The sequence below is a fragment of the Streptomyces sp. BB1-1-1 genome, from assembly GCF_031597775.1.
GTDB lineage: Bacteria > Actinomycetota > Actinomycetes > Streptomycetales > Streptomycetaceae > Streptomyces > Streptomyces thinghirensis.
In genome coordinates this window covers 4,298,622-4,320,405 of record NZ_CP134203.1, presented here as the reverse complement: position 1 = coordinate 4,320,405, position 21,784 = coordinate 4,298,622, and the positions used below count along the sequence as shown (strand labels likewise).

Here is a 21,784-nt window from a genome sequence, read left to right as displayed (position 1 = left end):
CCTTGATCTTGCGAGGTCATGCGGCTGCGCGCAGTTCGTCGGATACCGCAATCAGTTGTTTCACATCCGACTCGCGGTCGCTCCCCAGCGCCATCGCGAGCGGGACCGCGCGGCGGGGCGCGGGGACCCCCTTCTCGATCCGAGCGGAGGCCCGGCGGAGCCGGGCGGCAAGCTCGGCGGAGTCGATGTTGAGGACTGTGCTGTCGTCACCCTCGTCCAGCAGGTACGGGCTGATGTCCACCAGGCCGTCGCGGCACTCCACGATGCGGCGGTGGTAGCGCCGGTGCACGCCACGCGCCCGCCATCGGTCCAGCGGAGCAGAGGACGCCGGCCTCAGCACGTTGTCCGGATACGCCTCCGCCAACAACTCCCACAGAGGCGAGAGACGACGATGATCACGCCGGTGTTGGAGCCAGAGCCGTAGAGAGGAAAATCGCGCTCGGGCTCCGGAATAGGTGACACCCGCAGCGAACAGCAGGATCGATGCGACCAAGAGGAAGGCCACGGCCGCCATAAGGGGATGAGGCACGTCCACGTCTGCTGAGCGAACGGCGACGATGACGGCTCGAATCGCGCACGCTACGGCCATCGCTCCCAGACCGACGGCGGTCATCCAAAGCCCGGTGGAGTGCGGGCGCCGGGACATGCGGGCGTATTGGCGAGTCCACCGAAACGCCATGCCGAGTGCATACATGAGGTAGAGGCCAGCGCCGCCGTAGAAGAAGGCGATCTGGGGAATCGTCATGTCGGCTGTGCTGAAGCTCCCGGCGAAGACCTCGTGCGGCACCGACACCGCAGCCACGGTGATCGCGACTGCGACGACCCCGACAAGCACGGCCTCCCTGCGTGCCCGCCGACGCCCCGCTTCTTCGTCAGCGGCGGAGTAGAGGTAGAAGCACATGATGAAGTAGACCGTCAGGAGCAGCAGCACGTTCTGGATCAGCTTCGCCGTGCCGTGGCCGGCGACGGTGTCGACTCCGGACGCGCCGCCGGGCATCGCTACGGGGTACGAGAGCGCAGCGCACAGCAGGCAGAGGGTGACCGAGCGAAGAGGTGCGTCATGCGGGCTTCGCTTCCACTGGTAGAGCTTCCAGACCAGTGCGGCCAGGAGCCCCAGGAGCAGGAGTTCCACGAATTACAGCCATCCTCGCCGGTCGCCAAGAGCCGCTTCGACCCGGCGCAGGGCGGGATCATCAGCCGGAGGAGTGGAGTTTGCGAGCAGGGCCGACCACTCCAGGATGATCGTCGCCACGAGTTCGACGGAGCACTCCTCGCCGTCGTCGTACGAGCAACGCTGGGCGACACGCTTGATCGCCTCGGTCCCGAAGACCGGCAGCAGGGTGGCCCATCCCTCCACGTCGACGGCCGCCGCGTCTTCGTCAGGGGCGGCATCCGGCGTATCCGTCTCCACCTCGCGGGCGGAATCCTCGGCTGCCCTCTCGTTCTCCGCCACGAGGATGTGTCCGACCTCGTGCAGGATGATCCCATCCTGGTGCAGCTCGGTCGTCTCCTGCTGGTACAGGATCACGTCGTAGGTGTCGTACTCCGCCCACATGCCCGAGGGGCCGGGCTTGGGCAGCGGAGCTGCACGCAGAAACAGCGGGCGCCCGCGCCGCCGGCTCAGCTTCTCGCAAAGGTCGTGAACGTCGAGCGGGGGAGTTACCCCGAGGTCTTGCAGCTCCCGCCGAATCAGACGGTGCAGATCTTTCTCCACCGTCCGGGCCGTGGCTGTGCGCCAGCGCCCAAGGCGTCGGCGGGTGGCTCCATCCTGAGCGGGAACCGTGCGATCCGCCGCGTCTCGACCACTCTTATCCGACCACACTGAGTAATCCCTCCAACCGGCTGTGATGGCTCCCCGAGCCGGGCGACACCGCGCCCGTGTCGATGACGTCCGGTTCCCGGTGCCGGAAACGACCGCAGTCGGCTGCGCCTGCGCCCTCATAGACCCCTCGCAGGGCGGCAAGACGCAGGTATTCCAGGGCTTCCGTCTGCTCGGATGTCACGGACGCGAACGCGCACCGGTACCCCCGAGCGGGGCCGCCCCGTGGAGCTCCCGGGAACCTCATGGGACAGTACGTGACGCTTCCGACAAGGCATGGCCTGAAAGTCATGATCGATTCGTGTAGATGACAGGTAGTGGATGTCACTCAAAGCGGTCTAAATCAGCCTTGTTGAATTCCATACAAAGCTCTGAACTGCAAGTTCACGAACTGGCATGAGCGGTTCAATCCTACGAGCCAATTGGCGACTCTGTTATGAATTTGAGACTTTCGGTGACCGAAGCACCTTCGCAAATACTCCCGAAAGAGACAAAATCCCTGTTCAGGGAGGGTGTGGTGGCGGTCACTTCGGGGCAGTTCGGGCAAGTGTGGCGTTTACGCTTTCAGCCATGTCGAACGCGATATCCGCCCAGCCGGACAGCTACATGGAGTTCTGGAGCGAGTACCACCTGTGCACGTTGACCACGCTGCGGCCCGATGGGCGACCGCATGTCGTGCCGGTCGGTGTGACGCTGGATGCCGTCGCTGGGGTGGCCCGAGTTATCACCCGCAAATCGAGTCGTAAAGTGGCCAACATTCTCGCGGGTGGGGGTGAAGCCCGCGTGGCTGTGTGCCAGGTCGACGGCGGCCGGTGGGCCACGCTCGAAGGCGTAGCGGAGGTATGTACCGACGAGGCGGCGGTGGATGACGCCGTTGCTCGTTACGGAGAGCGATACGGCCGCACGCCGGCCCCAGACCCCGAGCGGGTGGTCATCCTGATTTCGGTTGAACGGGCCCTGGGACAGACGCTGGGCGTCCGGCCTCCGGCGACCCAGGCCGCTGCATAGCGTCAAGCAGCATGGGGGTGGCGCAGTCGCCACGGGTGGGTGCTGGAGCGGCCGGTCCGGCAGCCTCGGTGGCCGGGCAGGCTTCGAGGCTGCCGGCCGACTTCAGCGGGTGCGGGCCGTGGGGCGACCACCGCACCACGCTGGTCTATTGCCGGGGCCACGGGCAGCTGCCTGCCAGCATGGCCCACTCCCGGTCCACCTGACCGGGCACGACACGCCCCGCCGCCATCCAGTGCGCGGCCAGCGCAACGAAAATCGGCTCACTTTGCTGGCCTGGAGGCGGCGCGACGCGGTCGCTGACCGGAGCGGCGGGCCGCGTCGTCGAGGTCACACAGTTCTAACGCCCGACCGCCGCGCCGGTCACCCGTGACGGGTACGGCGTTCGCGCAACGCGGTCCGGGCCTGAGTGATGCTGATCAGGAGCCCGAATTCCTGGCGAGCGATGTGCTGAACGTCCTCGGCGGTGGCGGGAGTGCCCTCGCCGCTGCGGGCGTGCGCGAGTTCGGCGGCACCCAGGGCGAGCAGTTGCTCGCGATCGCGCTCGTCATGCTGGTCGGTGGTGTACGCGGCCAGTACCTGCCGCCAGATCCCGGTCACCGGCCGCGCCCGTCGCGTGGCGCGGGAACAGCCGCCGCGTACGCGTCCTGCGGCGGGTCGTCCGTCTCCGCCTCGGGGCGGTGGGTGCCGAACGGGCCCGGGGTGCCATGGGGAACCCCGAGCGCGGGAGCGCCCTTGGCACGGTACTCAGCGTTGTAGATCACGGGCGGTTCCAGGTCATCAGTCGTAGGCCGGGGCTGTCTTCACCGTACCGAGCCCCGGCCGGGGGCGTGTTGAACCGGGCCGGGTCCGTCACATCCTGTCCCCGGCCCGGGGCATGGGCCAGCGGCGTCGGCAGTGTCAGGTCAGGGACACGCCTCGGCCACCGAAGAACTCGGCGAACTCGACCACGGGCAGGCTCGCGGTACGGGCCTGCTCGGTGTGTCCGGACGGGTTGCGGAAGTGCACCGTGTCGCCCTGGCGCCCGGTGACGAGGACGAGGTGTCCGCCCTTGCCGGGGGCGGGGGTTTCCGGGCGGCGGATCTCCTTGTGTACCGAGGCCATCACCATCCGGCCGCCGTCGAGCAGGGCCAGGAGGCCGGGCACGGTCAGGGTCGGGTGGACCTCGGCGCCCAGCGGGTGGACGTCCAGCACGTACTGAACGAACGGAGCGTAGATCAGGCCGCGAATCTCTGTGCTGTCCGGGTCCTCGGTGTACGCCCCGTACTTCCGGGCGCCGTCGAGGAGCTCGAACATTGTGGGTGCCTCACCGGTACGGGCCAGGAGCGCCATGCGAAGGCAGGCGATGCCGCACATGTGGCCGGACCACCGGCCGTACGTCTTGGCGTCGGGGGCGCCGGACTCCGCCCAGCGGGGATCGTCGTCGTGGGCGCGTCCCTCATAGGCGAACGCGGCGATGAGATCCGGGCTGGCGTACTGGGTGATGGTGGGGAACGGGTGGTCGTCAGACACGGGCGGGTTCCTTCCGGCGGGTGGCCTGGCTGATCAGCCGGTGGAAGGTGGGCAGGTCCACGCCGCCGCCGGAGATCAGCACTCCGATCATCCCCGACTCGTGAGTGATGAGGGGGCCAAGGACGGCGGCCAGGATGCAGGGCGCCACTGGGTTCGACCATGACTTTGAGGAGCCGGAAGGCAAACGCCATGGCGGCGGTGATGTCGTGATCGGTCACGGTCACCACGTGGCCGAGGAGACGTGAGTTGACGGCCCAGGTCAGCGGCGAGGGGTTGGTGTGCCCGAGGCTGTCGGCGATGGTGGCGGGAACCTCGGGCATGGCGATGCGCTGGCCACAGCGATCGACAGCCGGTGTCGGCGCAGTCCTGCGGTTCTACGCCGATGACCTTGAGGCCGGGTGAAGGTGCTTGGCGATTGTGGCGGCAGCGGCGACACCGCACCGTGCGTTGACGAGCAGGACAAAAGACGGCGCGTCTCTCAGCGTCGGCCCATGTCAGGGCCGGTGGCAGTAGGGGCGGGAAGAAAAGCCGGCGCGCTGATCAACGCACTGCCAGCGCCCTATCCAGTTCGCCTGCGCTGATCGCGTCCTCGCCGGGGGCCGGGGGCTCGAAGCGGGCGAAGAAGTCGTCCAGCGCCCCGGGGGTAACCGTGAGCGCGTTGGCGTCGGCGCGCTGGTTACGCTCGTTCAGGCGTCGCAGCAGCTCAGTCTTCTCGACGGGGAGGTAGACCAGCGCCCACCGGCCGCCCGCAGCCTCGACGGTCTTCTTCCACGCGTCGCGGTCCTCGCGCAGCCAAAGCCCATGGTCGAGCACGACGTCCCGGCCGGCCGCCAGCTCGGCGGCGACCTGTTGCCGGACGGCGTCGACGACGGGGCGTTCGCGCTCGAAGTACTCGTGCTCGGGGTAGTCGACGCCGTAGCGGCCGTGGAGCCGGTGGACCTCTTCGTCGACCGAGAGGCGGACCATCCCGCGGTCGGCCAGTGCCTGGGCGAGCACGGTCTTGCCGGAGCCGGTGATGCCGACCAGCAGCACGGCGAGCGGTGGGGACGTGCTCACGGTCATCCCTTCGGCAGGCGAGCCCTTCTGCTTCCATTGTGGCCCGGCCGCCCGGCCTCGGTGGCGGTTTACGGGCGAGTGCCGGTGCGGGCCGCGGGCGGGCGCCACGCGGTGGCGATGGTCTTCGCTTCGTGTCCCCATCCGGCGGGCAGCGTCTGAAGGCTCACGCGGCGGAAGGAGAGGCGGGGGTCGGCGACGTCGATCCGTCCGCCGTGGCGGTCGGTGTGATCCAGCAGCCGGCGGGCTTCGTCGCGTACGGCCGGGGTGTGCTCGCTCCAGTCGCCGGAGGTGAACCGTGCCACCCGCCGGTGCAGGTCCTCCAGGACGCCGGGGCGCCATTTGAAGTGATGGACGCAGGCCAGTGCCTCGGGGTCGGGCTTGTGGCCGGGGGCCCGATGGTTCCCAGAGGCCACCGTGACGCCGGACCGTACGAGGACGATCTTGCGAGGGTCGCCCCGTAGGAGGCGGTGGGTGAGGTGCCCACCGAGCGGGAAGGCCCGGTCCAGGCCAGTGACCGGGCTCCAGTGGGCGAGGCCGCCATCGGCGGCAACGCGGTCGAGCATGAGCCCGCCGACCACCCGGTGCCCGCCCGCCTCGGCGGTGGCGATCACCTCGTCCAGCGGGACCGGGTAGGTCTGGAGCTCGTCGGCGTCGGCGAGCAGGTGCCAGCCGGTCCCGGCCTGCTCGCGCAGGGCGTCGCGGAGTTCGGTGTTGGTGTGCTCGTGCCACGGGCCGGTGCTGACGGCGGCCGGGGTGATGCCGAGCTCGTGGCTGGCGGCAACGAGCTGGTGGCGCCAGGCGTCGGGGACATGGTCGGGGAAGTGGAAGGCGACGTGGAACCGCTCGATGCCGAGCCCGCGGTAGTAGGTGGTCCAAGCGGCTAGCAAGGCGGGTTCGACGGGGCCGATCACGGCGATCAGCGCCGGTTTCGTGGGCATCAGCACTCCTTGGCCAGCAGGCGGGCGTACGCGTCGGTGAGGAATGCGGCTTGCCTGTCCGCCGTGGGCAGGCCCACCGTGTCGGCCGCGCCGGTCCCGGGCGGATTCGGCGGGTCGGCGGTGAGGCGGTCCAGAGCTTCTGCGAGGCCGTCCGGGTCTTCGGCGGGGAAGACCCGGGCCCAGTCCTGACCGGTCAGGCGGGCGGTGAGGCCGGGGTCGTGGTCGGAGACGATCAGCGGAACGCCGTGCCGGACAGTGCCCATGACCAACCCGGACTCCTTACCGACCCCTCGGTGGCGGGCGACCAGGGCGGCGTCGGCGGCGCCATAGACGATCCGCAGCACCTCCTCACTGACCGGCCCAGGGACCGTGTGGAGGCGGACCCGCGGCAGGGCTCGCCACCGGGCAAGCGTCGCCTCGTCGAGCGGGTGGCCGGTGACCACCAGGTGCAGCGGCTCCTTCAGCCGGGACAGGGAGGCGTCGATGACGCCGATGTCCTTATGCGGCCACCACCCGCCGACCAGGCACACCGCCCGTCGGCCGGCCGGGATGTCAAAGGCCGCGCGGGCCCCCTCGCGCTCCGCCTCGCTCAGCCGCCTGCCGTCGTCGACGGCGAAGGTGCGGACCTCCCCGGTCAGGCGGGGGAAGGCCGGGGCGAGCTGGTCGCGTACGGCGGCCGTCGGGTACAGCGCCAGCACCCGTTTCTCCCCAGCTCGGTTGAGTCGGCCGAGCAGCCGTACGGCAGCGTCCTCGGAGGTGACGTACTCGTGGACGAACCGCAGGTGGGGCAGTCCGCCGAGCAGGGCCGCGGCGCCGTGCAGGGCCTCGCTCGCGCTGAGCACCACCACCGCGCCGGGGCCCGGAGCGAGGCGGCGGGCGGTCCGCAGACAGGCGGCCTCGATGAGGTAGCGGGCGAGAAGGGTGATCTGGTGCGGGGCCCGCCGCAGGCTGGTGGGCCAGCGGCGGTCTGCGAAGATTCGCAGACCGACCGTCGACAGGGCCTCCGCGGTGTTCGCCGCGACGAACAGCACCCGGGCCGCCGGGCCAACCGGCCCCATGACGTGCGCCCCCGCCGTACGCAGGGCCGTGGCTGCCTCGGACCCGATCCCGTACGGGACGACCACCACGGCGTCCGTACTGGCCCGGGCGAGTGCGACCAAGGCGTGCTGGTGGTGGCCGCCGAGACGGTGGGCGTATGGCTCGATCAGCACCAGCGGCCCGGTCATCCGGCGACCGCCTGGTCCCCGTGCGCGGCGGTGAAGCGTTCCAGCAGCCAGGCCGGATCGTTCAGCGCGTCGAACCGTCCCGGATGGCGGGCCGCCTCGGCAGCGAACGCGACGCCCTCGCGGGCGCCGGCTGCGGCGTACTCGGCGAACTCGCCCTGCCCGCCGGACGTCCAGGCCGTGATCCGCTCGCGGCTCTCCGTATCGTCCATGCCGTACTCACTGCCACGCGCGAGCATCGAGCACTCCCGAAAACCCGCCTTCCACGCGTGGTACGGGCTCTGGTTGATCCGTGTCGTCCCGGCCACCGCCTTGGAGAACTCGATCCGGCCGGGCAGTGCGGCCAGCACGTCGACGGCCTCGCCGAGTTCCCTCAGCGCCGAGCGGCGGACCAGCTTGAGCCCGCCGTAGCCGTAGACGAGGCCGTTGAGCGGGTTGACCGCCTGCCACACCCGCAGCGACACCCCGTCGGCCAGTGGCTCGATGGCGCGGACGGCGAACTCGGTATCGATGACGAAGTCCCCATCGGCCAGCAAGAACTGTTCGTTGTCGACGACTTCGGCGGCCAGCCGGTAGGCGCGGCGCATCCCGTGCACCCCGTGCAGGCGCTTCACCTTCAGCCCCAGCACCCGCTGAAGGCGGGCGTGCAGCTTGTCCGCCAGCGGCTCGTCGTACGACAGCATGACCGCATCGAACCCGGTCACGAGATCGCCTCCAAGTAGCGGGCGGCCACCAGGGCAGGGGTGAAGTCAGCGGTGGAGGCGTGCGCCCGCTTGGCGTGCACCGCGTAGAACTCGGTGTCCGTCGCCAGTCGCTCGGCCAAGGCGACGGCCTCGGCGTCCGTGTCGAACAGCAGCTCGGCGTCGACGTGCTCGGCGAGCCAGCCCAGGCGCGGGGCGATAACGGGCAAGCCCATGCCCTGGCAGTCGATCACGCTCATCGACCACGGGCAGCCCGCGCGGAACGGGGCGATGCCGAAGTGTGCGTCGGCCAGCAGGTCCCGGTAGCGCACGCGGTCACCGCGGTCAGAGACCACCTCCACCCCTTCCAGGGCGACGAGTTCGGCACGGTGCCGCTCGGGGCTGGAGTCCAGGCGGGTGCGGTCGGTGCGGCGGTCCCCGAACAGGTCCATGACCCTCAGCCGCACCGAAGGCCCGGTCATCTGCCGGGCGACGTCGACGAATCGGGCGGTGCCGTAGTGCGCGTACAGCCGGTGGTTGTAGACGCCGATGGCCCCGTGGCCGGTCGGGGCGGTGGCGTCAGCGGGGTCGCGGACCAGGCGTTCGTCGCGCGGTGCGGGGACCACCCGCAGCTTCTCGCCCAGGTCCAAGGCCATCCGGGAGGCCGCCGCGGTGGTCCAGGAGGCGGCGGTGGAGGAGTGGACCAGGACGCGGTCGCAGGCGGCGAGACCGGCGGCGAAGCCCAGCAGCACGCTGCGGCCGAGGCCCGCGTCGTCGAGCGAGGGGTCCACCCGCATCTGCTGGTCAGCGGTGAAAGAGAACGGCAGGTAGTGGCAGTACCCCGCGAGGAGCGCGTTGGAGCCTGATTCCAGCAGGGCGGTACGGACCGCGGGGGCGGCCTCGATCTGGTTGGCGACCACGGTGTCCGGGCGGACCTCACGGATCAGCTCGACCAACTGGTCCAGGTCGGGGGCGAAGCGCGCCCGGTACTTCGTGCCCGGCACCGCCGTGCGCTGGAAGCCCGCCCGCCCGTCACCCGCCGGGGCCGGAGCGGCGACGGTGACCTCGGCTCCGCCGTCCGCCAGGGCCGGGGCGAGCAGGTCGGCGAAGATCCAGCCGGAATCGGCGGCCAGCCGGTCGGGGTTGGAGATGTTGAGCAGGTATAGCACGCGCTGACTCATCGACTTTCGTCTCCTTCTGCCCGGGGCCCGCAGGGTCAGGGCGGGCCGGTTGAGGGAAGGAAAACGGCAGCGGGGACGGTGACGGAATGATGAACTGCACTCACGTACCGCTCATTCATCATCACCGTGAGGACCGGTCAGGTCGGGGGGCGTCGAGGTGGACAGGCAGGCGGACGAGTCGCAGGAGCCGACCAGTGAGGCGGAGGCGTTCGCCGCCGAAGTCTCGTACTGGCGCGAGGTGAGGGGCCTGGCGAAGCGCACCCTGGCCACGCAGATGGGCTTTGACCCCTCCTACGTCAGTCACATCGAGTCCGGCCGCGCGAAGCCGACCGAGGAGTTCGCCCGCCTCGCCGACGAGACGATGAACGCGGGCAAGGCGATTTGGAACCGGTGGTGCGACTACGAAGCGGCTAGGACCCGCACCAGACGCCCCAGCGCCCCGCCGGCCCCGCGTCGGGCCGAGCAGCCGTACGCCACCGGCTCCGCCCTGGTCGTCGAGCACGACCAGGCCCGCCTGGACTACGACGGCGCCAGCTACCGACTCACGATGCGGCGCCGACTGCGGAACACCGGCACCGAACCCGTCACCCGCTACCTGATCCGCATCAGCGTCGACCGCTACCCCGGCGAGCCGGAACGCTCGAACGCCCACTACCGCGAACATCCCCTGACGTGGGATGAACTCGCCCTGACCGCCACCTGCCGGGGCGAGGCGATGCGCTGGGACGCCAAGCACGACCGGGACGCGTTCAAGGAGATCTGGCTGGTCTTCGAGAACACCCAGGGCCGCTTCCCCCTCTACCCCGGCGAGTCGGTGTGGATCGAGTACGCGTACTCGGTAGGCGACGAGAAGTGGGGACGGTGGTTCCAGCGCGCGGTCCGCCTGCCCACCGAACACCTCGAAGTCCAACTAGCCTTTCCCGTCGCTCTGGACCCGGTGGTGTGGGGTACGGAGACGTCCATGACGGCCGAGGCCGCCCCGTTGCGGACCGCGCCCGCCCGCACGGAGGAGAACGGGATGCGGGTCTTCACCTGGACGACGGCCACCCCGGCCCTGCACGCCCGATACCGTCTTGAGTGGAGGTTCCGGGCCAGGCCCGAACTGAATACGACCCCCGGGGAGTCCAGGTGACCGAGGTGCAGCAGCCCAGCCAGCGGATGCGCGAGATCGGCGTCGTCCAGTACGGCGCCCCCGTTCTCGCCGAGGTCGCCCGGCCCTTCGACCTGCCCGCCCAGCGCGATGAGGCCGAACAGACGGTGGAGATGCTGTTCTCCTCGATGGAGCGCATCGGACAAGTCCACCCGTTCGCCAAGGGCATGGGCCTCGCGGCCCCGCAGATCGGCATCGGCCGGGCCGCAGCAGCCGTCCAGCCGCCCGGACGCGACAGTCCCGCCATCGTGCTGCTGAACCCCCGGATCACCGCATCTTCTAAGGACACCGACGAGCAGTACGAGGGGTGCCTGTCCTTCTTCGACGTCCGCGGAATGGTCCCCCGCCCCCTGGTGATCACGGTGGAGACCACCGCGCTCGACGGCACCGCGGTCACCACGGTGTACGAACGCGGACTCGCCCGGCTCGTCGCCCACGAAATCGACCATCTCGACGGACTGCTCTACACCACCCGCATGCGGGATGGCGTGGAGCCGATCCCAGTCGAGGAGTATCGCGAGACCGGCCGTACCTGGGCCTACGAACGGTAGGCCGCCAGATGCTTACGGAAGACTGGTGCCAGGCCACTGTCCACCGGGGTGGGCACGGGTCGGTGCTGACGCCAACCGGGCCGTTTGCGGGCCATCGTCAGCTCTTTGCTAGCGCAAGGGGTGGGATTCGGAACGCTTATCGCCTGTCTGGCAAGGTAGGGAGAGGCTTGCTCTGGACCGGAGATTTCCTTCAGCAACGTGTGCCAGGCCCGTGCTGACGTGTCAGCACGGGAGCCTGATCGAGGCGGATGGAGCAGGACGCAGGGGGATGGAAACAGGGCTTAATGTCCGATTCTCCGGCGTTTCCGCAGGTCAGGAAGGTAACAATTTCGGGTTCGACTCCCCTAGGCTCCACTCGTACAGCCCCTCTGAACTGCGGAAACGCGGCTCGGAGGGGCTTTTCTGTGTGCTGGCGCGGTCTCCTGTTTCCTCACCTGTCGGCATACGGGGGCAGCACGGGTAGTTCCACGGTGACGCGCATTCCGCCGGCGGAGCGTGGGGCCAAGGTGAGAGTCCCGTCGTGTGTCTGGGCGATGGTACTGACGATCGCCAGGCCCAGACCGACGCCCGCCTGGTCGGTGTGGACGCGTTCGGTGCCCCGCTGGAAGGGTTCGGCGAGGGTCGAGACCACCTGTGGATCGAGGTGCTCGCCGGTGTTCTCGACGGTGAGCACCACGCTCCTGGGGCGGACGCCGGTGTGCACCCATACGTTGCCGTGTTCCGGCAGGTTGTGGACGATCGCGTTCTGCACGAGGTTCATGGTCAGCTGCAGCAGCAGCGTCGGCGATCCGCTCGTGGGGGCGATGTCCCCGTAGGTCTCGAGGGCGACGCCGTGCTTTTCCGCGAGGGGCAGCAGCGTCTCGGTGGCTTCTTCCGCCACGAGGGACAGGTCGACGCGTTCCCGGGCGAAGGACCGCTGCTCGGCACGGCTGAGCAGGAGCAGGGCCTCGGTGAGGTCGATGGCTCGGGCGTTGACGGCGTGGAGGCGGTCGACGAGTTCGCCGGTGTCCTGGTCCGGATCGGTGCGGGCGACATCGAGCAGTGCCTTCGAGATCGCCAGCGGGGTGCGCAACTCATGAGAGGCGTTGGCCGTGAACCGGCGCTGTTCGGCGACGTGTGCTTCGAGCCGCGTGAACATCATGTCGAAGGCGTCGGCGAGTTCGCGGAACTCGTCCGCGCGGCCCGGTAGCCGGATCCGATGGGAGAGCGATCCGTCGGTGGCCATGCGTGTGGCGTGCGTGATGTGGGTCAGGGGGGCGAGCATGCGGCCGGCGAGGAACCACCCTCCCAGGAGGCCGAACACCAGGAGGAACACCATTACGGCGGCTGCCGTCGGGGCGAAATCGCGCACGAAGATGGTGCCCGGAGTTACTCGCACCGCCCCCGATTCGTTGGTCTGCCACCACCCCTGTCGCAGCAGGAACACTCCCACGGCGACGAGCAGCAAGGCACCCGCGAGCATGAGGAAGCCGGCGTAGCTGAGGGTGAGTCTGAGGCGAACACTCAGCCCGGGCCGCCTATCCATGCCCCTCACCGTCCTCACCGTCCTCACGTCCGGTGCCGGGTCCCGCGTCGATGCGGTAGCCGACGCCCGGCACGGTGGCGATGATCCACGGCTCGCCGAGGCGTTTGCGCAGGGCGGAGACCGTGATGCGCACGGCGTTGGTGAAGGGGTCGGCGTTCTCGTCCCACGCCCGTTCCAGAAGCTCCTCGGCGCTGACCACACCGCCTTCGGCGGTGACGAGGACCTCGAGCACCGCGAACTGTTTGCGGGTGAGCGCGACATAGCGGTCGTCGCGGTAGACCTCGCGGCGGAACGGGTCCAGACGCAGGCCCGCGATCTCTCGTACGGGAGGCCTGGGGAGCGCCCGCCTGCGGTCGAGTGCTCTGAGCCTGAGTACGAGCTCCCGCAGTTCGAACGGCTTCGTCAGGTAGTCGTCGGCGCCGAGTCCGAAACCGGAAGCCTTGTCGTCGAGACGGTCGGCGGCGGTGAGCATCAGGATCGGCATGCCGCTGCCGGAGGCCACGATGCGTTTGGCGACCTCGTCGCCGGAGGGACCGGGGATGTCGCGGTCCAGGACGGCGATGTCGTAGCTGTTGACGCCGAGCAGCTCCAGAGCGGTGTCGCCGTCACCCGCGATGTCGGCGGCGATCGCTTCCAGACGCAGACCGGCGCGGATGGCTTCCGCCATGTAGGGCTCGTCCTCGACCACCAAGACACGCATGGCCTCCAGGCTACGAGTCGGTACATATCGTCGGCGTATCGAAATCCGCATACGCGCCGGCAACACCGGGTCGCCTTCACTCGGCCCCAGGCCCCAGGCCCCAGGCCCCAGGCCCCAGGCCCAGGACCCGGAGAGAACGAACGAACACAGCGGTGAGCGAGGGCGGACGGACGATGACGCAGGTGGACACGGCGGAGACCGGACAGGGCAGCCCCGCGGACGCCCGCGCGCCGGGTGACGGAGCCGGTGCTCCGGCGGCCGGCCCCGGCGGGACCTGGCGCGCGGGCGCACGCCGGGCTGCCCGTAACGGCTTCCGGCCCGGGCCCTGGAAACGCGGCCCGGTCATCGCGGCGCTGGCGCTGCTCCTCGGCCTGTTCATGCTGCTGCACCCGAAGATCCCGAACGGGACCGGGGGCCTCGGCAGCCTGGCGGAGACCTTCCTGCCCTGGTTCGGCGTCTTCGTCCCGGTGCTGCTGGCCGGGGCGCTGTGGCGCCGCTCCGCCTCCGCGGTGGTCGCGCTGCTGCTGCCGGTCACGGTCTGGCTGAACCTCTACGGCGGGCTGCTCGGCGACAAGTCCCACCCGGGCGGCGACCTCACCGTGGTGAGCCACAACGTCGGCGCCGACAACCCCGACCCGGCCGGCACCGCCCGCGACCTGGCCGCCGCCGACGCGGACGTGCTGGCACTGGAGGAGATCACCCCGCAGGCCAGGGGCACGTACGAGAGGGAACTGGCGAAGGCGTACCCGTACCACGCGGTGCGGGGCACGGTCGGGCTGTGGAGCAGGCTGCCGCTGTCCGGCACCCGGCCGGTCGACATCGAGCAGGACGTCGGGCCGCTGGGGGACGCCAAGCCGGTCGAGGCCAGGATGGCCGACTACCGGGCGCTGCGCACCACGGTGGCCACGGACCAGGGGCCGCTGGCGGTGTACGTGGCCCACCTGGGTTCCGTACGGGTGAACCCCAGGACGGGCTTCTGGACGGACTCGCGGGACCGGAACGCGCGGGCGCTCGGCACGGCCCTCGCCGCCGAGCGGAACGAGCGGGTGGTGCTGCTCGGCGACCTGAACGGCACCATGGACGACCGTGCGCTCGACGGCATCACCTCGCAGCTGCACTCCGTTCAGGACGTGTCCGGGGACGGCTTCGGGTTCACCTGGCCGGCGAAGTTCCCGGTGGTGCGGATCGACCACGTCCTGGTCCGCGGCGTGGAGCCGGAGAGCTCGTGGCTGCTGCCGGCCACCGGCAGCGACCACCGGCCGGTGGCGGCCGGGATCAGCTGGTGAACCGACAGCATTGTGACCTCGCACTGTATGACCGGGCCAACGGTGAGCTCGCCCCCACGGGCGACGGCCCGCCCCGAGAGTGACAGGAAACACCAGACCGTACCCTGTGAACCGCCGATGCCGAGGGCTTCCGTAACCGCCCCACCAGGCAAGACAGTTGGCCGAGCATGCCGCCGGACCGCCTCGCCGCACCGCCGCACCGGAGCGACCGCGGCTCCTGGGCGTGCACCGACTCCCCGGGGCCCCGCCGAGCACCACGGAGGTGCTGTCTGCTCTTGATATCGTCACCCCACAGGGCACCAGCGCCACACCCCTGCGGGGCGGTGCCACGTGGCTCATCGCCGTCGGAAGGCGTCCGGTCGCTACCGACGAGGTGGAAGGGGTAACCATGCGGGCGAAGGTACGGGCCGCTCTCGATGCGCTCTATATGAAGCGGCTGGTCAGGGAGTTGGAGGGACGCCCACGCCCCCAGCACATCGGCATCATGCTCGACGGCAACCGCCGGTGGGCCAAGATGTCGGGCATCGACGACCCACGCGAGGGCTACCGGGCCGGCGGGGCGAAGGTGCTGGACTTCCTGCGCTGGTGCGACTCCGCGCAGATCGAGCACGTCACCCTGTTCATGCTCTCCGACGACAACCTCCACCGGCCCGAAGACCAGCTGAACCCGCTCATCGACATCATCGCCGAGGTCGTGGAACGGCTCGCCGCACCGGGCAACCCCTGGCGCGTCGAAGCGGTCGGCGCCCTGGACCTGCTGCCCGCCGAGTCCGCCACCCGCCTCAAGACCGCCACCGCCGCCACCCAGGACCGCAAGGGCGGCACCAAGGTCGATGTCGCCGTCGGCTACGGAGGCCGACGAGAGATCGTCGACGCCGTACGCTCCGCCCTCACCGAGCACAGCTCCCAGGGCGGGGACATCGACGAGTTCATCGAGACCTTCACCATGGAGCACATCTCCAAGCACCTGTACTCCAAGACACGGTCCGAGTCCGACCTCATCATCCGCACCTCCGGTGAACAGCGCCTCTCCGGATTCCTGCTCTGGCAGTCCGCCTACGCCGAAGTCCACTTCTGCGAGACCTACTGGCCGGACTTCCGCGAGATCGACTTCCTGCGCGCCCTGCGCTCCTACTCCCTGCGCGAACGCCGCTACGGCCGCTGAGCGGCGGTGTGAAGGCTTCGACGGTTTCACGTGAAACAACGCCGCGGGGCGGGAGACCTTGAAGTCTCCCGCCCCGCGGCGATGTGAAATTCGTCAGCGAAGGTCAGCGGGGCTCGTCGCCCTCCGCCGCCTCGTCCTGGGCCTGCTTGGCCTGAACCTCGGGATCGAGGATCGCCTCACCGGTGCCGTCCACCGACGTCAGCCGCCCCGACTCGGGAACCTCCGTCGCCTCGGGCGGTTCCACCAGCCAGTCCGGGTTGGCCTGCTTGTCCCACCACTTCCAGGCAGCGAAAGCACCGCCCGCGACGACACCCGCCAGCGCCAGAACCTTGGCGATACGCCCGGCCCTCGCCCGACGCTGATGCTTGCGCGTCAGCTTCTGGATCTCCTTGGCCGTGACCTGCCCCCGCAGCGCGGCCAATGCGGCGGCACCCCGCGCGGCGGCCTCGTCCCTGACGGGGCCGGCCGCGGCCACCGCCTGCTCGATCCTCGGCCTGGAGTACTCGGCCGCCTGCCGGGCGGCCAGACGGGTACGGACGGCGGCCTCCTGAGCGGCAGCGTCCATCTTCGGCGGCACATGCGTACGGGCCTGCTCCAGTCGCGGCGCGACATGCGCGCCGTACTGGTGACGGGCCTGGCACGCGGCCTGCGACACCTTGGGCGCCAGTCGTCCGCGCGCCTCCTGTGTGTAGTGAGCGGCCCTGTCCTTGGCCGTGTCGGCGTAGGGCGCCACCACTTCCGCGGCGTGCAGCACGCTGTCCTTCGCCGAACCGGTCGCGGCGCGCACGCTGTCGATGCGGGTCACGGGTTCCTCCTCCTCGGTGGCGTACGGTAATTCGACTTTCCACCCTTTTACGGATCATGCCTGCGGACGCACTGCCAGGCATGTGAGGGCGGGCATCCGGGTCACTGACGATGCCTTCGGTCCCTCTGGGGCAAGTGGTGATGAAGTTGCGAACAAGAGTCGATCAACATCAATAACGGATGAATACCGGGCAACGGGAGCCTGCCGACGACAATGCCACGGATCGGCGCCCCGCGCTCGTAACCCAGGACTACACGCACCCCCGATCGTGCAAGGATCGACGAGCACGACAGGACGACGGAAGGCACGACGTGGCCGAGCGGCTCTACGCCACCCTGAAGACCAACCAGGGCGACATCGAGATCCGGCTTCTTCCGGACTACGCCCCCCGGACGGTCCGGAACTTCGTCGAGCTCGCCCAGGGCGCCAGAGAATGGACCCACCCCGCCACCGGCGAGAAGTCCACCGACAAGCTCTACGACGGCACGTCCTTCCACCGAGTGATCAGCGGCTTCATGATCCAGGGCGGCGACCCGCTCGGCAACGGCACCGGCGGCCCCGGCTACCAGTTCGAGGACGAGATCCACCCCGACCTCGCCTTCGACAAGCCCTACCTGATGGCCATGGCCAACGCCGGCCCCGACACCAACGGCTCGCAGTTCTTCATCACCGTCTCCCCGACGACCTGGCTGAACCGCCAGCGCACGATCTTCGGCGAGGTGACCGACGCGGCCAGCCAGAAGGTCGTCGACGCCATCGCCATCACCCAGACCAACCCCCGCACCGAACGCCCCCTCAACGACGTCGTCATCGAGTCGGTCGTCGTCGAGACCCGCCAGGAATGATCACCGGCACTGGCCACAAGGACTACCTCCCCGCCCGCAGGGCAGGAACCAAACGCCCCGCCCATCCGTAAAAAAGGGCGGGGCGGTGCATGTGCCCACACCGCTCACAGGACGACCGAGGGGAAGCCATGGACCACGCGGCAGCCGGCCCACCGGACGCCCAGAGCACACCCGGCTGCTACCGCCACCCCGACCGGGAGACGGGCATCCGCTGCACCCGCTGCGAACGCCCCATCTGCACGGACTGCATGGTGAACGCCTCCGTCGGCTTCCACTGCCCCGACTGCGCCACAGGCCGCACCGGCGACGGGCCCGCCCTGGCCGCCTCCCGGCCCCGCACCCTGGCGGGCGGCACCATCGCGGGCGACCCGCATCTCCTCACCAAGATCCTCATCGGGCTCAACGCGGCGGTCTTCATCGCCGTCCAGGCGCTGCCGTCGTCCTTCCTCAGCGACATGGTGCTCATCGGGCGATGGCCCCCCGCCCCCTTCGTCCCCACCGAAGGCGTCGCCGAGGGCGAGTGGTACCGCCTGGTGACCACGATGTTCACCCACGAGGAAATCTGGCACATCGGCTTCAACATGCTCAGCCTCTGGTTCCTCGGAGGCCCCCTGGAAGCCGCCCTCGGCAGAGCCCGCTACTTCACGCTCTACGTCGTCTCCGGCCTGGCCGGCAGCGCCCTCACCTACCTGCTGGCCTCGCCCACCACGGCCACCCTCGGCGCCTCCGGCGCGGTCTTCGGCCTCTTCGGCGCGACCGCCGCCCTCGTCCGCCGGCTCAACGCCGACATGCGACCGGTCGTCGTCCTGCTGGTGATCAACCTGATCTTCACCTTCGGGTGGAGCAACATCGCCTGGCAGGCCCACATCGGCGGCCTCGTCGCCGGCGCCGCGATCGGCTACGCCATGCTCCACGCCCCGCGCGAGCGGCGAGCGCTCGTGCAGTACGGCACCTGCGCGCTGGTCCTCGTGGCCGTCGTCGGCCTGACCCTGTTGAGAACCGCCCAGCTCACCTGAGCACACGTTGTCCACAGCGGGTGGCGGATCTTGTGCACAGCGTGCGGGAACAGGTGTGCCCCCTGTAGCTGACTTGGGTTTCCGCAGGTCAGACAGGGGGCGAACGCGCTTTCGGTTGCCGGTACTTCCGTCACACCGGCGTCAATGCCCAGTGGGTTATCCACAGATCGTCTTTCTTTTCCCCATGTGGATAACGCCTGTGGATAACTCAGTGGATAGCCCTGGGGAGAGCTACTTCCACTGTGTCGAGACACCGAATCCCGCGGCGATGAAACCGAAGCCCACCACGATGTTCCAGTTGCCCAGCGCGTCGATGGGCAGTGAACCGTCGGTGACGTAGAAGACGACGATCCAGGCGAGGCCGATGACGAACATGGCCAGCATGACGGGTGCCACCCAGCTGCGGCTGGTCAGCTTGATGCTGGTCGCCTGCTTCGACGGCGGCGGCGTGTAGTCGGCCTTCTTGCGGATACGTGACTTCGGCACGAGGGTCTCTCCTGTCGATGCGCTGCGTGGCCGCGCAGGGAACGGGGTCGGGGACTCTGAGCGCTCCCCCGGGCGTCCGTTAGCGTAGTGCTTCCGTGGCGCCGAAGGAGATAAGGGTACGTTGAGCAATTCTGCCGACTCCCCCGGGACGGGATCCAGCCCTGCCCGCAGGCGCCGATTCCGGCCCGTGCGCGTACTCACGGCGGCCGTCTTCGCTCTGGCGGGGCTCATATTCTTCACCAGCTTCAATACCGCCAAGGGCACCAATATCCGCACGGACGCCTCTTTGCTCAAGTTGTCCGATCTCATCCATGAGCGCAGCGGGGAGAACGGTGAGCTGGAGGAGTCCAACGCGGCTCTGCGCGACGAGATCGACGCGCTCGCCGAGCGCGACAACGGAAGTACGAAGGCGGAGGCGGACAAGCTCGCGGCGCTGGAGAAGAAGGCGGGCACCCAGAAGCTGAAGGGCGAGTCGGTCTCGGTCACGCTCGACGACGCCCCGCCGGACGCCACCGCCAAGCTCCCCGGCTACCCGGAGCCCGAACCCGACTACCTGGTGATCCACCAGCAGGACCTGCAGGCCGTGGTGAACGCGCTGTGGCAGGGCGGCGCCGAGGGCATCAAGGTCATGGACCAGCGGCTGATCTCCACCAGCGCGGTGCGCTGTGTGGGCAACACCCTGATCCTCCAGGGCCGGGTCTACTCACCCCCGTACAAGATCCAGGCGGTGGGTGATCCGGAGCGGCTGAAGGAAGCGCTGGCCGCGTCCCCGGCGATCCAGAACTACATGGTGTACGTGAACGTCTACGGGCTGGGCTGGAAGGTCGAGGACGAGGGGCGGGTGACGCTGCCGGGCTACTCGGGCACGGCTGACCTGCACTATGCCCAGCCTGTGGATTGACGCCTTTCCGGAGGGCCCCGCGCCGTTAGTCTGGTGCGGTACGGCGTGAGTCTGGCGCCGTGGTGCGACGGAAGGGACGGCATGTACGGCTGGATCTGGCGGCATCTGCCGGGGAACGCGTGGGTGAAGGCGCTGCTCTCACTCATGCTGGCGGTGACCGTGGTCTACGTCCTCTTCCAGTACGTCTTCCCGTGGGCCGAGCCGCTGCTTCCCTTCAACGATGTGACGGTGGACAACCAGTGAGTGCGCGCATCCTCGTCGTCGACAACTACGACAGCTTCGTCTTCAACCTGGTCCAGTACCTGTACCAACTGGGCGCCGAGTGCGAGGTACTGCGCAACGACGAGGTGTCGACGGCGCACGCCCAGGACGGGTTCGACGGCGTACTGCTCTCTCCCGGTCCGGGTACGCCCGAGCAGGCGGGGGTCTGCGTCGACATGGTCCGGCACTGCGCGGCGACCGGGGTCCCCGTCTTCGGCGTCTGCCTCGGCATGCAGTCGATGCAGGTGGCGTACGGCGGTGTGGTGGACCGGGCGCCGGAGCTGCTGCACGGCAAGACCTCGCCGGTCGAGCACGCGGGCCGGGGCGTCTTCGCGGGCCTGCCCTCTCCCTTCACGGCGACGCGGTACCACTCGCTGGCGGCGGAGCCGGCCACGGTTCCGGCGGAGCTGGAGGTGACGGCACGCACGCACGACGGGATCGTGATGGGGCTGCGCCATCGTGAACTGCCCGTCGAGGGTGTGCAGTTCCATCCGGAGTCGGTGCTGACCGAGCACGGGCACCGGATGCTGGCCAACTGGCTGGCGGAGTGCGGCGACCAGGACGCGGTGGCGAGGTCGGCGGGGCTCGCCCCGGTGGTGGGCAGGGCCACGGCGTGACCGCGCTGCGCCCCGAGCGCGAATCCGGCGCAGCCGGTGACCAGGGATCCTCGTACGGGCGGCCGTACGGGGATTCCGGTGCGTTCGGGGGCGGTTGGCACCAGGACTCCGCTGCCGAGGACTTCTCCTCCGGGGAGCCGTACCGGCCGGTCGTCGCCGACGACGAGACGGTGGCGCTGCGGGTTCCGGATCCGCCGCCGGAGCGGCGAACCACCGCTCCTCCCGCGACCGGTGGGCGCGCGGCCCGCAGGAAGGCCGCGAAACGGCGTCACGGGCGCCGTGGGGCCTCCCGGGGCCCGTCGGAGGCACAGGAGCCGGTCGAGGAGCAGAAAGCGCCTCTGTCGCGCGTTGAGGCGCGTCGGCAGGCCCGGGCGCGGAAGCCGGGCCCCGCGGTGATCGCCAGCCGGGCGATCGGTGAGGTCTTCATCACGACCGGCGTGCTGATGCTGCTGTTCGTCACGTACCAGCTGTGGTGGACGAACGTGCGGGCGCAGGCACAGGCGGACAAGGCGGCGAGCAGCCTCCAGGACGACTGGGCGAGCGGCAAGCGGAACCCGGGGACGTTCGAGCCGGGGCAGGGGTTCGCGCTGCTGCACATTCCCAAGCTGGACGTCGTGGTGCCGATCGCGGAGGGCATCGACGACAAGAAGGTCCTGGACCGGGGCATGGTCGGGCACTACGCCGAGGGCGCGCTGAAGACGGCGATGCCGGAGGCGAAGACGGGCAACTTCGGGCTGGCGGGGCATCGCAACACGCATGGCGAACCGTTCCGGTACATCAACAAGCTGAGCCCGGGCGATCCGATCGTCGTCGAGACGCAGGACGAGTACTTCGTCTACAAGATGGCGTCGATCCTGCCGGTGACGTCGCCGAGCAACGTCAGCGTCCTCGACCCGGTGCCGAAGCAGTCCGGTTTCGAGCAACCCGGCCGCTACATCACCCTCACCACCTGCACGCCGGAGTTCACGAGCAAGTACCGGATGATCGTCTGGGGCAAGATGGTCGAGGAACGGCCGCGCAGCAAGGGCAAGCCGGATGCGCTCGTCAGTTAAGGGCGGATGA

Annotated in this window: 26 protein-coding genes; 11 read left to right on the top strand and 15 right to left on the bottom strand. The window is 69.5% G+C overall.

Annotated features, from left to right (window positions below):
- Positions 1-16: 16 nt before the first annotated feature.
- Both RI578_RS19840 and RI578_RS19835 read right to left on the bottom strand, forming a co-directional pair.
- Positions 17-1,132, bottom strand: a complete 1,116-nt coding sequence (locus RI578_RS19840) for an MAB_1171c family putative transporter (protein WP_310872322.1) — start codon at positions 1,130-1,132, stop codon at positions 17-19.
- Between the two features lie 3 nt (positions 1,133-1,135).
- Entirely contained in the window at positions 1,136-1,555 is a 420-nt protein-coding gene (locus RI578_RS19835) for a hypothetical protein (RefSeq protein WP_310872321.1), read from the bottom strand.
- An 834-nt stretch (positions 1,556-2,389) separates the two neighbouring features.
- Between RI578_RS19835 and RI578_RS19830 the strand changes: the two genes are divergently transcribed.
- Positions 2,390-2,827, top strand: a complete 438-nt coding sequence (locus RI578_RS19830; RefSeq protein ID WP_310872320.1) for a PPOX class F420-dependent oxidoreductase — start codon at positions 2,390-2,392, stop codon at positions 2,825-2,827.
- Between the two features lie 360 nt (positions 2,828-3,187).
- Here RI578_RS19830 and RI578_RS19825 read toward each other — a convergent pair whose 3' ends face one another.
- The 9 genes from RI578_RS19825 to RI578_RS19785 all read right to left on the bottom strand — a co-directional run bounded on the left by RI578_RS19825 (position 3,188) and on the right by RI578_RS19785 (position 9,414).
- Positions 3,188-3,424 (bottom strand): hypothetical protein, encoded by a 237-nt coding sequence (locus tag RI578_RS19825; protein ID WP_310872319.1) that lies wholly within the window; start codon positions 3,422-3,424, stop codon positions 3,188-3,190.
- Positions 3,421-3,588 carry a hypothetical protein gene (locus tag RI578_RS19820; RefSeq protein ID WP_310872318.1) on the bottom strand — a complete coding sequence of 56 codons (168 nt, stop codon included), beginning with the start codon at positions 3,586-3,588 and terminating at the stop codon, positions 3,421-3,423. The genes RI578_RS19825 and RI578_RS19820 overlap by 4 nt, the downstream gene beginning before the upstream one ends.
- 136 nt (positions 3,589-3,724) lie before the next feature.
- The gene (locus RI578_RS19815) at positions 3,725-4,336 is read right to left on the bottom strand and encodes a peptidase (protein WP_310872317.1); all 612 of its coding nucleotides are present in this window, start codon (positions 4,334-4,336) and stop codon (positions 3,725-3,727) included.
- A complete protein-coding gene (locus RI578_RS19810) occupies positions 4,329-4,484 on the bottom strand; it encodes a hypothetical protein (RefSeq protein ID WP_310872316.1) in 156 nt (51 codons plus the stop codon). The genes RI578_RS19815 and RI578_RS19810 overlap by 8 nt, the downstream gene beginning before the upstream one ends.
- A gap of 392 nt (positions 4,485-4,876) precedes the next feature.
- A complete protein-coding gene (locus RI578_RS19805; RefSeq protein WP_310872315.1) occupies positions 4,877-5,392 on the bottom strand; it encodes an ATP-binding protein in 516 nt (171 codons plus the stop codon).
- 68 nt (positions 5,393-5,460) lie between these two features.
- The gene (locus RI578_RS19800; protein ID WP_310872314.1) at positions 5,461-6,330 is read right to left on the bottom strand and encodes a glycosyltransferase family 2 protein; all 870 of its coding nucleotides are present in this window, start codon (positions 6,328-6,330) and stop codon (positions 5,461-5,463) included.
- Entirely contained in the window at positions 6,330-7,556 is a 1,227-nt protein-coding gene (locus RI578_RS19795; protein ID WP_310872313.1) for a glycosyltransferase, read from the bottom strand. Before RI578_RS19795 ends, RI578_RS19800 begins: the two co-directional genes overlap by 1 nt.
- Positions 7,553-8,257 (bottom strand): hypothetical protein, encoded by a 705-nt coding sequence (locus RI578_RS19790; RefSeq protein WP_310872312.1) that lies wholly within the window; start codon positions 8,255-8,257, stop codon positions 7,553-7,555. Before RI578_RS19790 ends, RI578_RS19795 begins: the two co-directional genes overlap by 4 nt.
- Positions 8,254-9,414, bottom strand: a complete 1,161-nt coding sequence (locus RI578_RS19785) for a glycosyltransferase family 1 protein (RefSeq protein WP_310872311.1) — start codon at positions 9,412-9,414, stop codon at positions 8,254-8,256. Before RI578_RS19785 ends, RI578_RS19790 begins: the two co-directional genes overlap by 4 nt.
- A 157-nt stretch (positions 9,415-9,571) precedes the next feature.
- On the opposite strand from RI578_RS19785, the gene RI578_RS19780 reads away from it, so the two are divergent.
- Together RI578_RS19780 and RI578_RS19775 are read left to right on the top strand one after the other, a co-directional pair.
- Positions 9,572-10,546: a helix-turn-helix transcriptional regulator gene (locus RI578_RS19780; protein ID WP_310872310.1), complete on the top strand. Its 975-nt coding sequence runs from the start codon at positions 9,572-9,574 to the stop codon at positions 10,544-10,546.
- Positions 10,543-11,115, top strand: coding sequence for a peptide deformylase (locus tag RI578_RS19775; RefSeq protein WP_310872309.1), 573 nt, complete (start codon positions 10,543-10,545; stop codon positions 11,113-11,115). Before RI578_RS19780 ends, RI578_RS19775 begins: the two co-directional genes overlap by 4 nt.
- Before the next feature lie 430 nt (positions 11,116-11,545).
- On the opposite strand, the gene RI578_RS19770 is transcribed toward RI578_RS19775, so the two are convergent.
- Together RI578_RS19770 and RI578_RS19765 are read right to left on the bottom strand one after the other, a co-directional pair.
- On the bottom strand, positions 11,546-12,640 hold the full coding sequence (locus RI578_RS19770; protein WP_310872308.1) for a HAMP domain-containing sensor histidine kinase: 1,095 nt from the start codon (positions 12,638-12,640) through the stop codon (positions 11,546-11,548).
- Positions 12,633-13,340, bottom strand: coding sequence for a response regulator transcription factor (locus tag RI578_RS19765; RefSeq protein ID WP_310872307.1), 708 nt, complete (start codon positions 13,338-13,340; stop codon positions 12,633-12,635). Before RI578_RS19765 ends, RI578_RS19770 begins: the two co-directional genes overlap by 8 nt.
- Before the next feature lie 173 nt (positions 13,341-13,513).
- On the opposite strand from RI578_RS19765, the gene RI578_RS19760 reads away from it, so the two are divergent.
- Positions 13,514-14,626, top strand: coding sequence for an endonuclease/exonuclease/phosphatase family protein (locus tag RI578_RS19760; protein WP_310872306.1), 1,113 nt, complete (start codon positions 13,514-13,516; stop codon positions 14,624-14,626).
- A 388-nt stretch (positions 14,627-15,014) separates the two neighbouring features.
- Positions 15,015-15,791 (top strand): isoprenyl transferase, encoded by a 777-nt coding sequence (locus RI578_RS19755; RefSeq protein WP_121748036.1) that lies wholly within the window; start codon positions 15,015-15,017, stop codon positions 15,789-15,791.
- 103 nt (positions 15,792-15,894) lie between these two features.
- On the opposite strand, the gene RI578_RS19750 is transcribed toward RI578_RS19755, so the two are convergent.
- Positions 15,895-16,596, bottom strand: coding sequence for a DUF5324 family protein (locus RI578_RS19750; RefSeq protein ID WP_310872305.1), 702 nt, complete (start codon positions 16,594-16,596; stop codon positions 15,895-15,897).
- 311 nt (positions 16,597-16,907) lie between these two features.
- Between RI578_RS19750 and RI578_RS19745 the strand changes: the two genes are divergently transcribed.
- Both RI578_RS19745 and RI578_RS19740 read left to right on the top strand, forming a co-directional pair.
- On the top strand, positions 16,908-17,441 hold the full coding sequence (locus tag RI578_RS19745) for a peptidylprolyl isomerase (RefSeq protein ID WP_310872304.1): 534 nt from the start codon (positions 16,908-16,910) through the stop codon (positions 17,439-17,441).
- A gap of 128 nt (positions 17,442-17,569) precedes the next feature.
- The gene (locus tag RI578_RS19740) at positions 17,570-18,457 is read left to right on the top strand and encodes a rhomboid family intramembrane serine protease (RefSeq protein ID WP_310872303.1); all 888 of its coding nucleotides are present in this window, start codon (positions 17,570-17,572) and stop codon (positions 18,455-18,457) included.
- A gap of 231 nt (positions 18,458-18,688) precedes the next feature.
- Here the strand turns inward: RI578_RS19740 and crgA are convergent, their stop codons facing one another.
- On the bottom strand, positions 18,689-18,943 hold the full coding sequence (crgA, locus tag RI578_RS19735; protein ID WP_121748040.1) for a cell division protein CrgA: 255 nt from the start codon (positions 18,941-18,943) through the stop codon (positions 18,689-18,691).
- 121 nt (positions 18,944-19,064) lie between these two features.
- On the opposite strand from crgA, the gene RI578_RS19730 reads away from it, so the two are divergent.
- The 4 genes from RI578_RS19730 to RI578_RS19715 are packed head-to-tail and all read left to right on the top strand — an operon-like array spanning position 19,065 to position 21,774.
- Positions 19,065-19,844, top strand: coding sequence for a DUF881 domain-containing protein (locus RI578_RS19730; RefSeq protein ID WP_310872302.1), 780 nt, complete (start codon positions 19,065-19,067; stop codon positions 19,842-19,844).
- A 45-nt stretch (positions 19,845-19,889) separates the two neighbouring features.
- Positions 19,890-20,087 carry a hypothetical protein gene (locus RI578_RS19725; protein WP_310875995.1) on the top strand — a complete coding sequence of 66 codons (198 nt, stop codon included), beginning with the start codon at positions 19,890-19,892 and terminating at the stop codon, positions 20,085-20,087.
- Complete coding sequence (locus tag RI578_RS19720; RefSeq protein ID WP_121748043.1) at positions 20,084-20,722, top strand: aminodeoxychorismate/anthranilate synthase component II; 639 nt, start codon at positions 20,084-20,086, stop codon at positions 20,720-20,722. Before RI578_RS19725 ends, RI578_RS19720 begins: the two co-directional genes overlap by 4 nt.
- Positions 20,719-21,774, top strand: a complete 1,056-nt coding sequence (locus RI578_RS19715) for a class E sortase (RefSeq protein WP_310872301.1) — start codon at positions 20,719-20,721, stop codon at positions 21,772-21,774. Before RI578_RS19720 ends, RI578_RS19715 begins: the two co-directional genes overlap by 4 nt.
- The last annotated feature ends 10 nt before the right edge of the window (positions 21,775-21,784 follow it).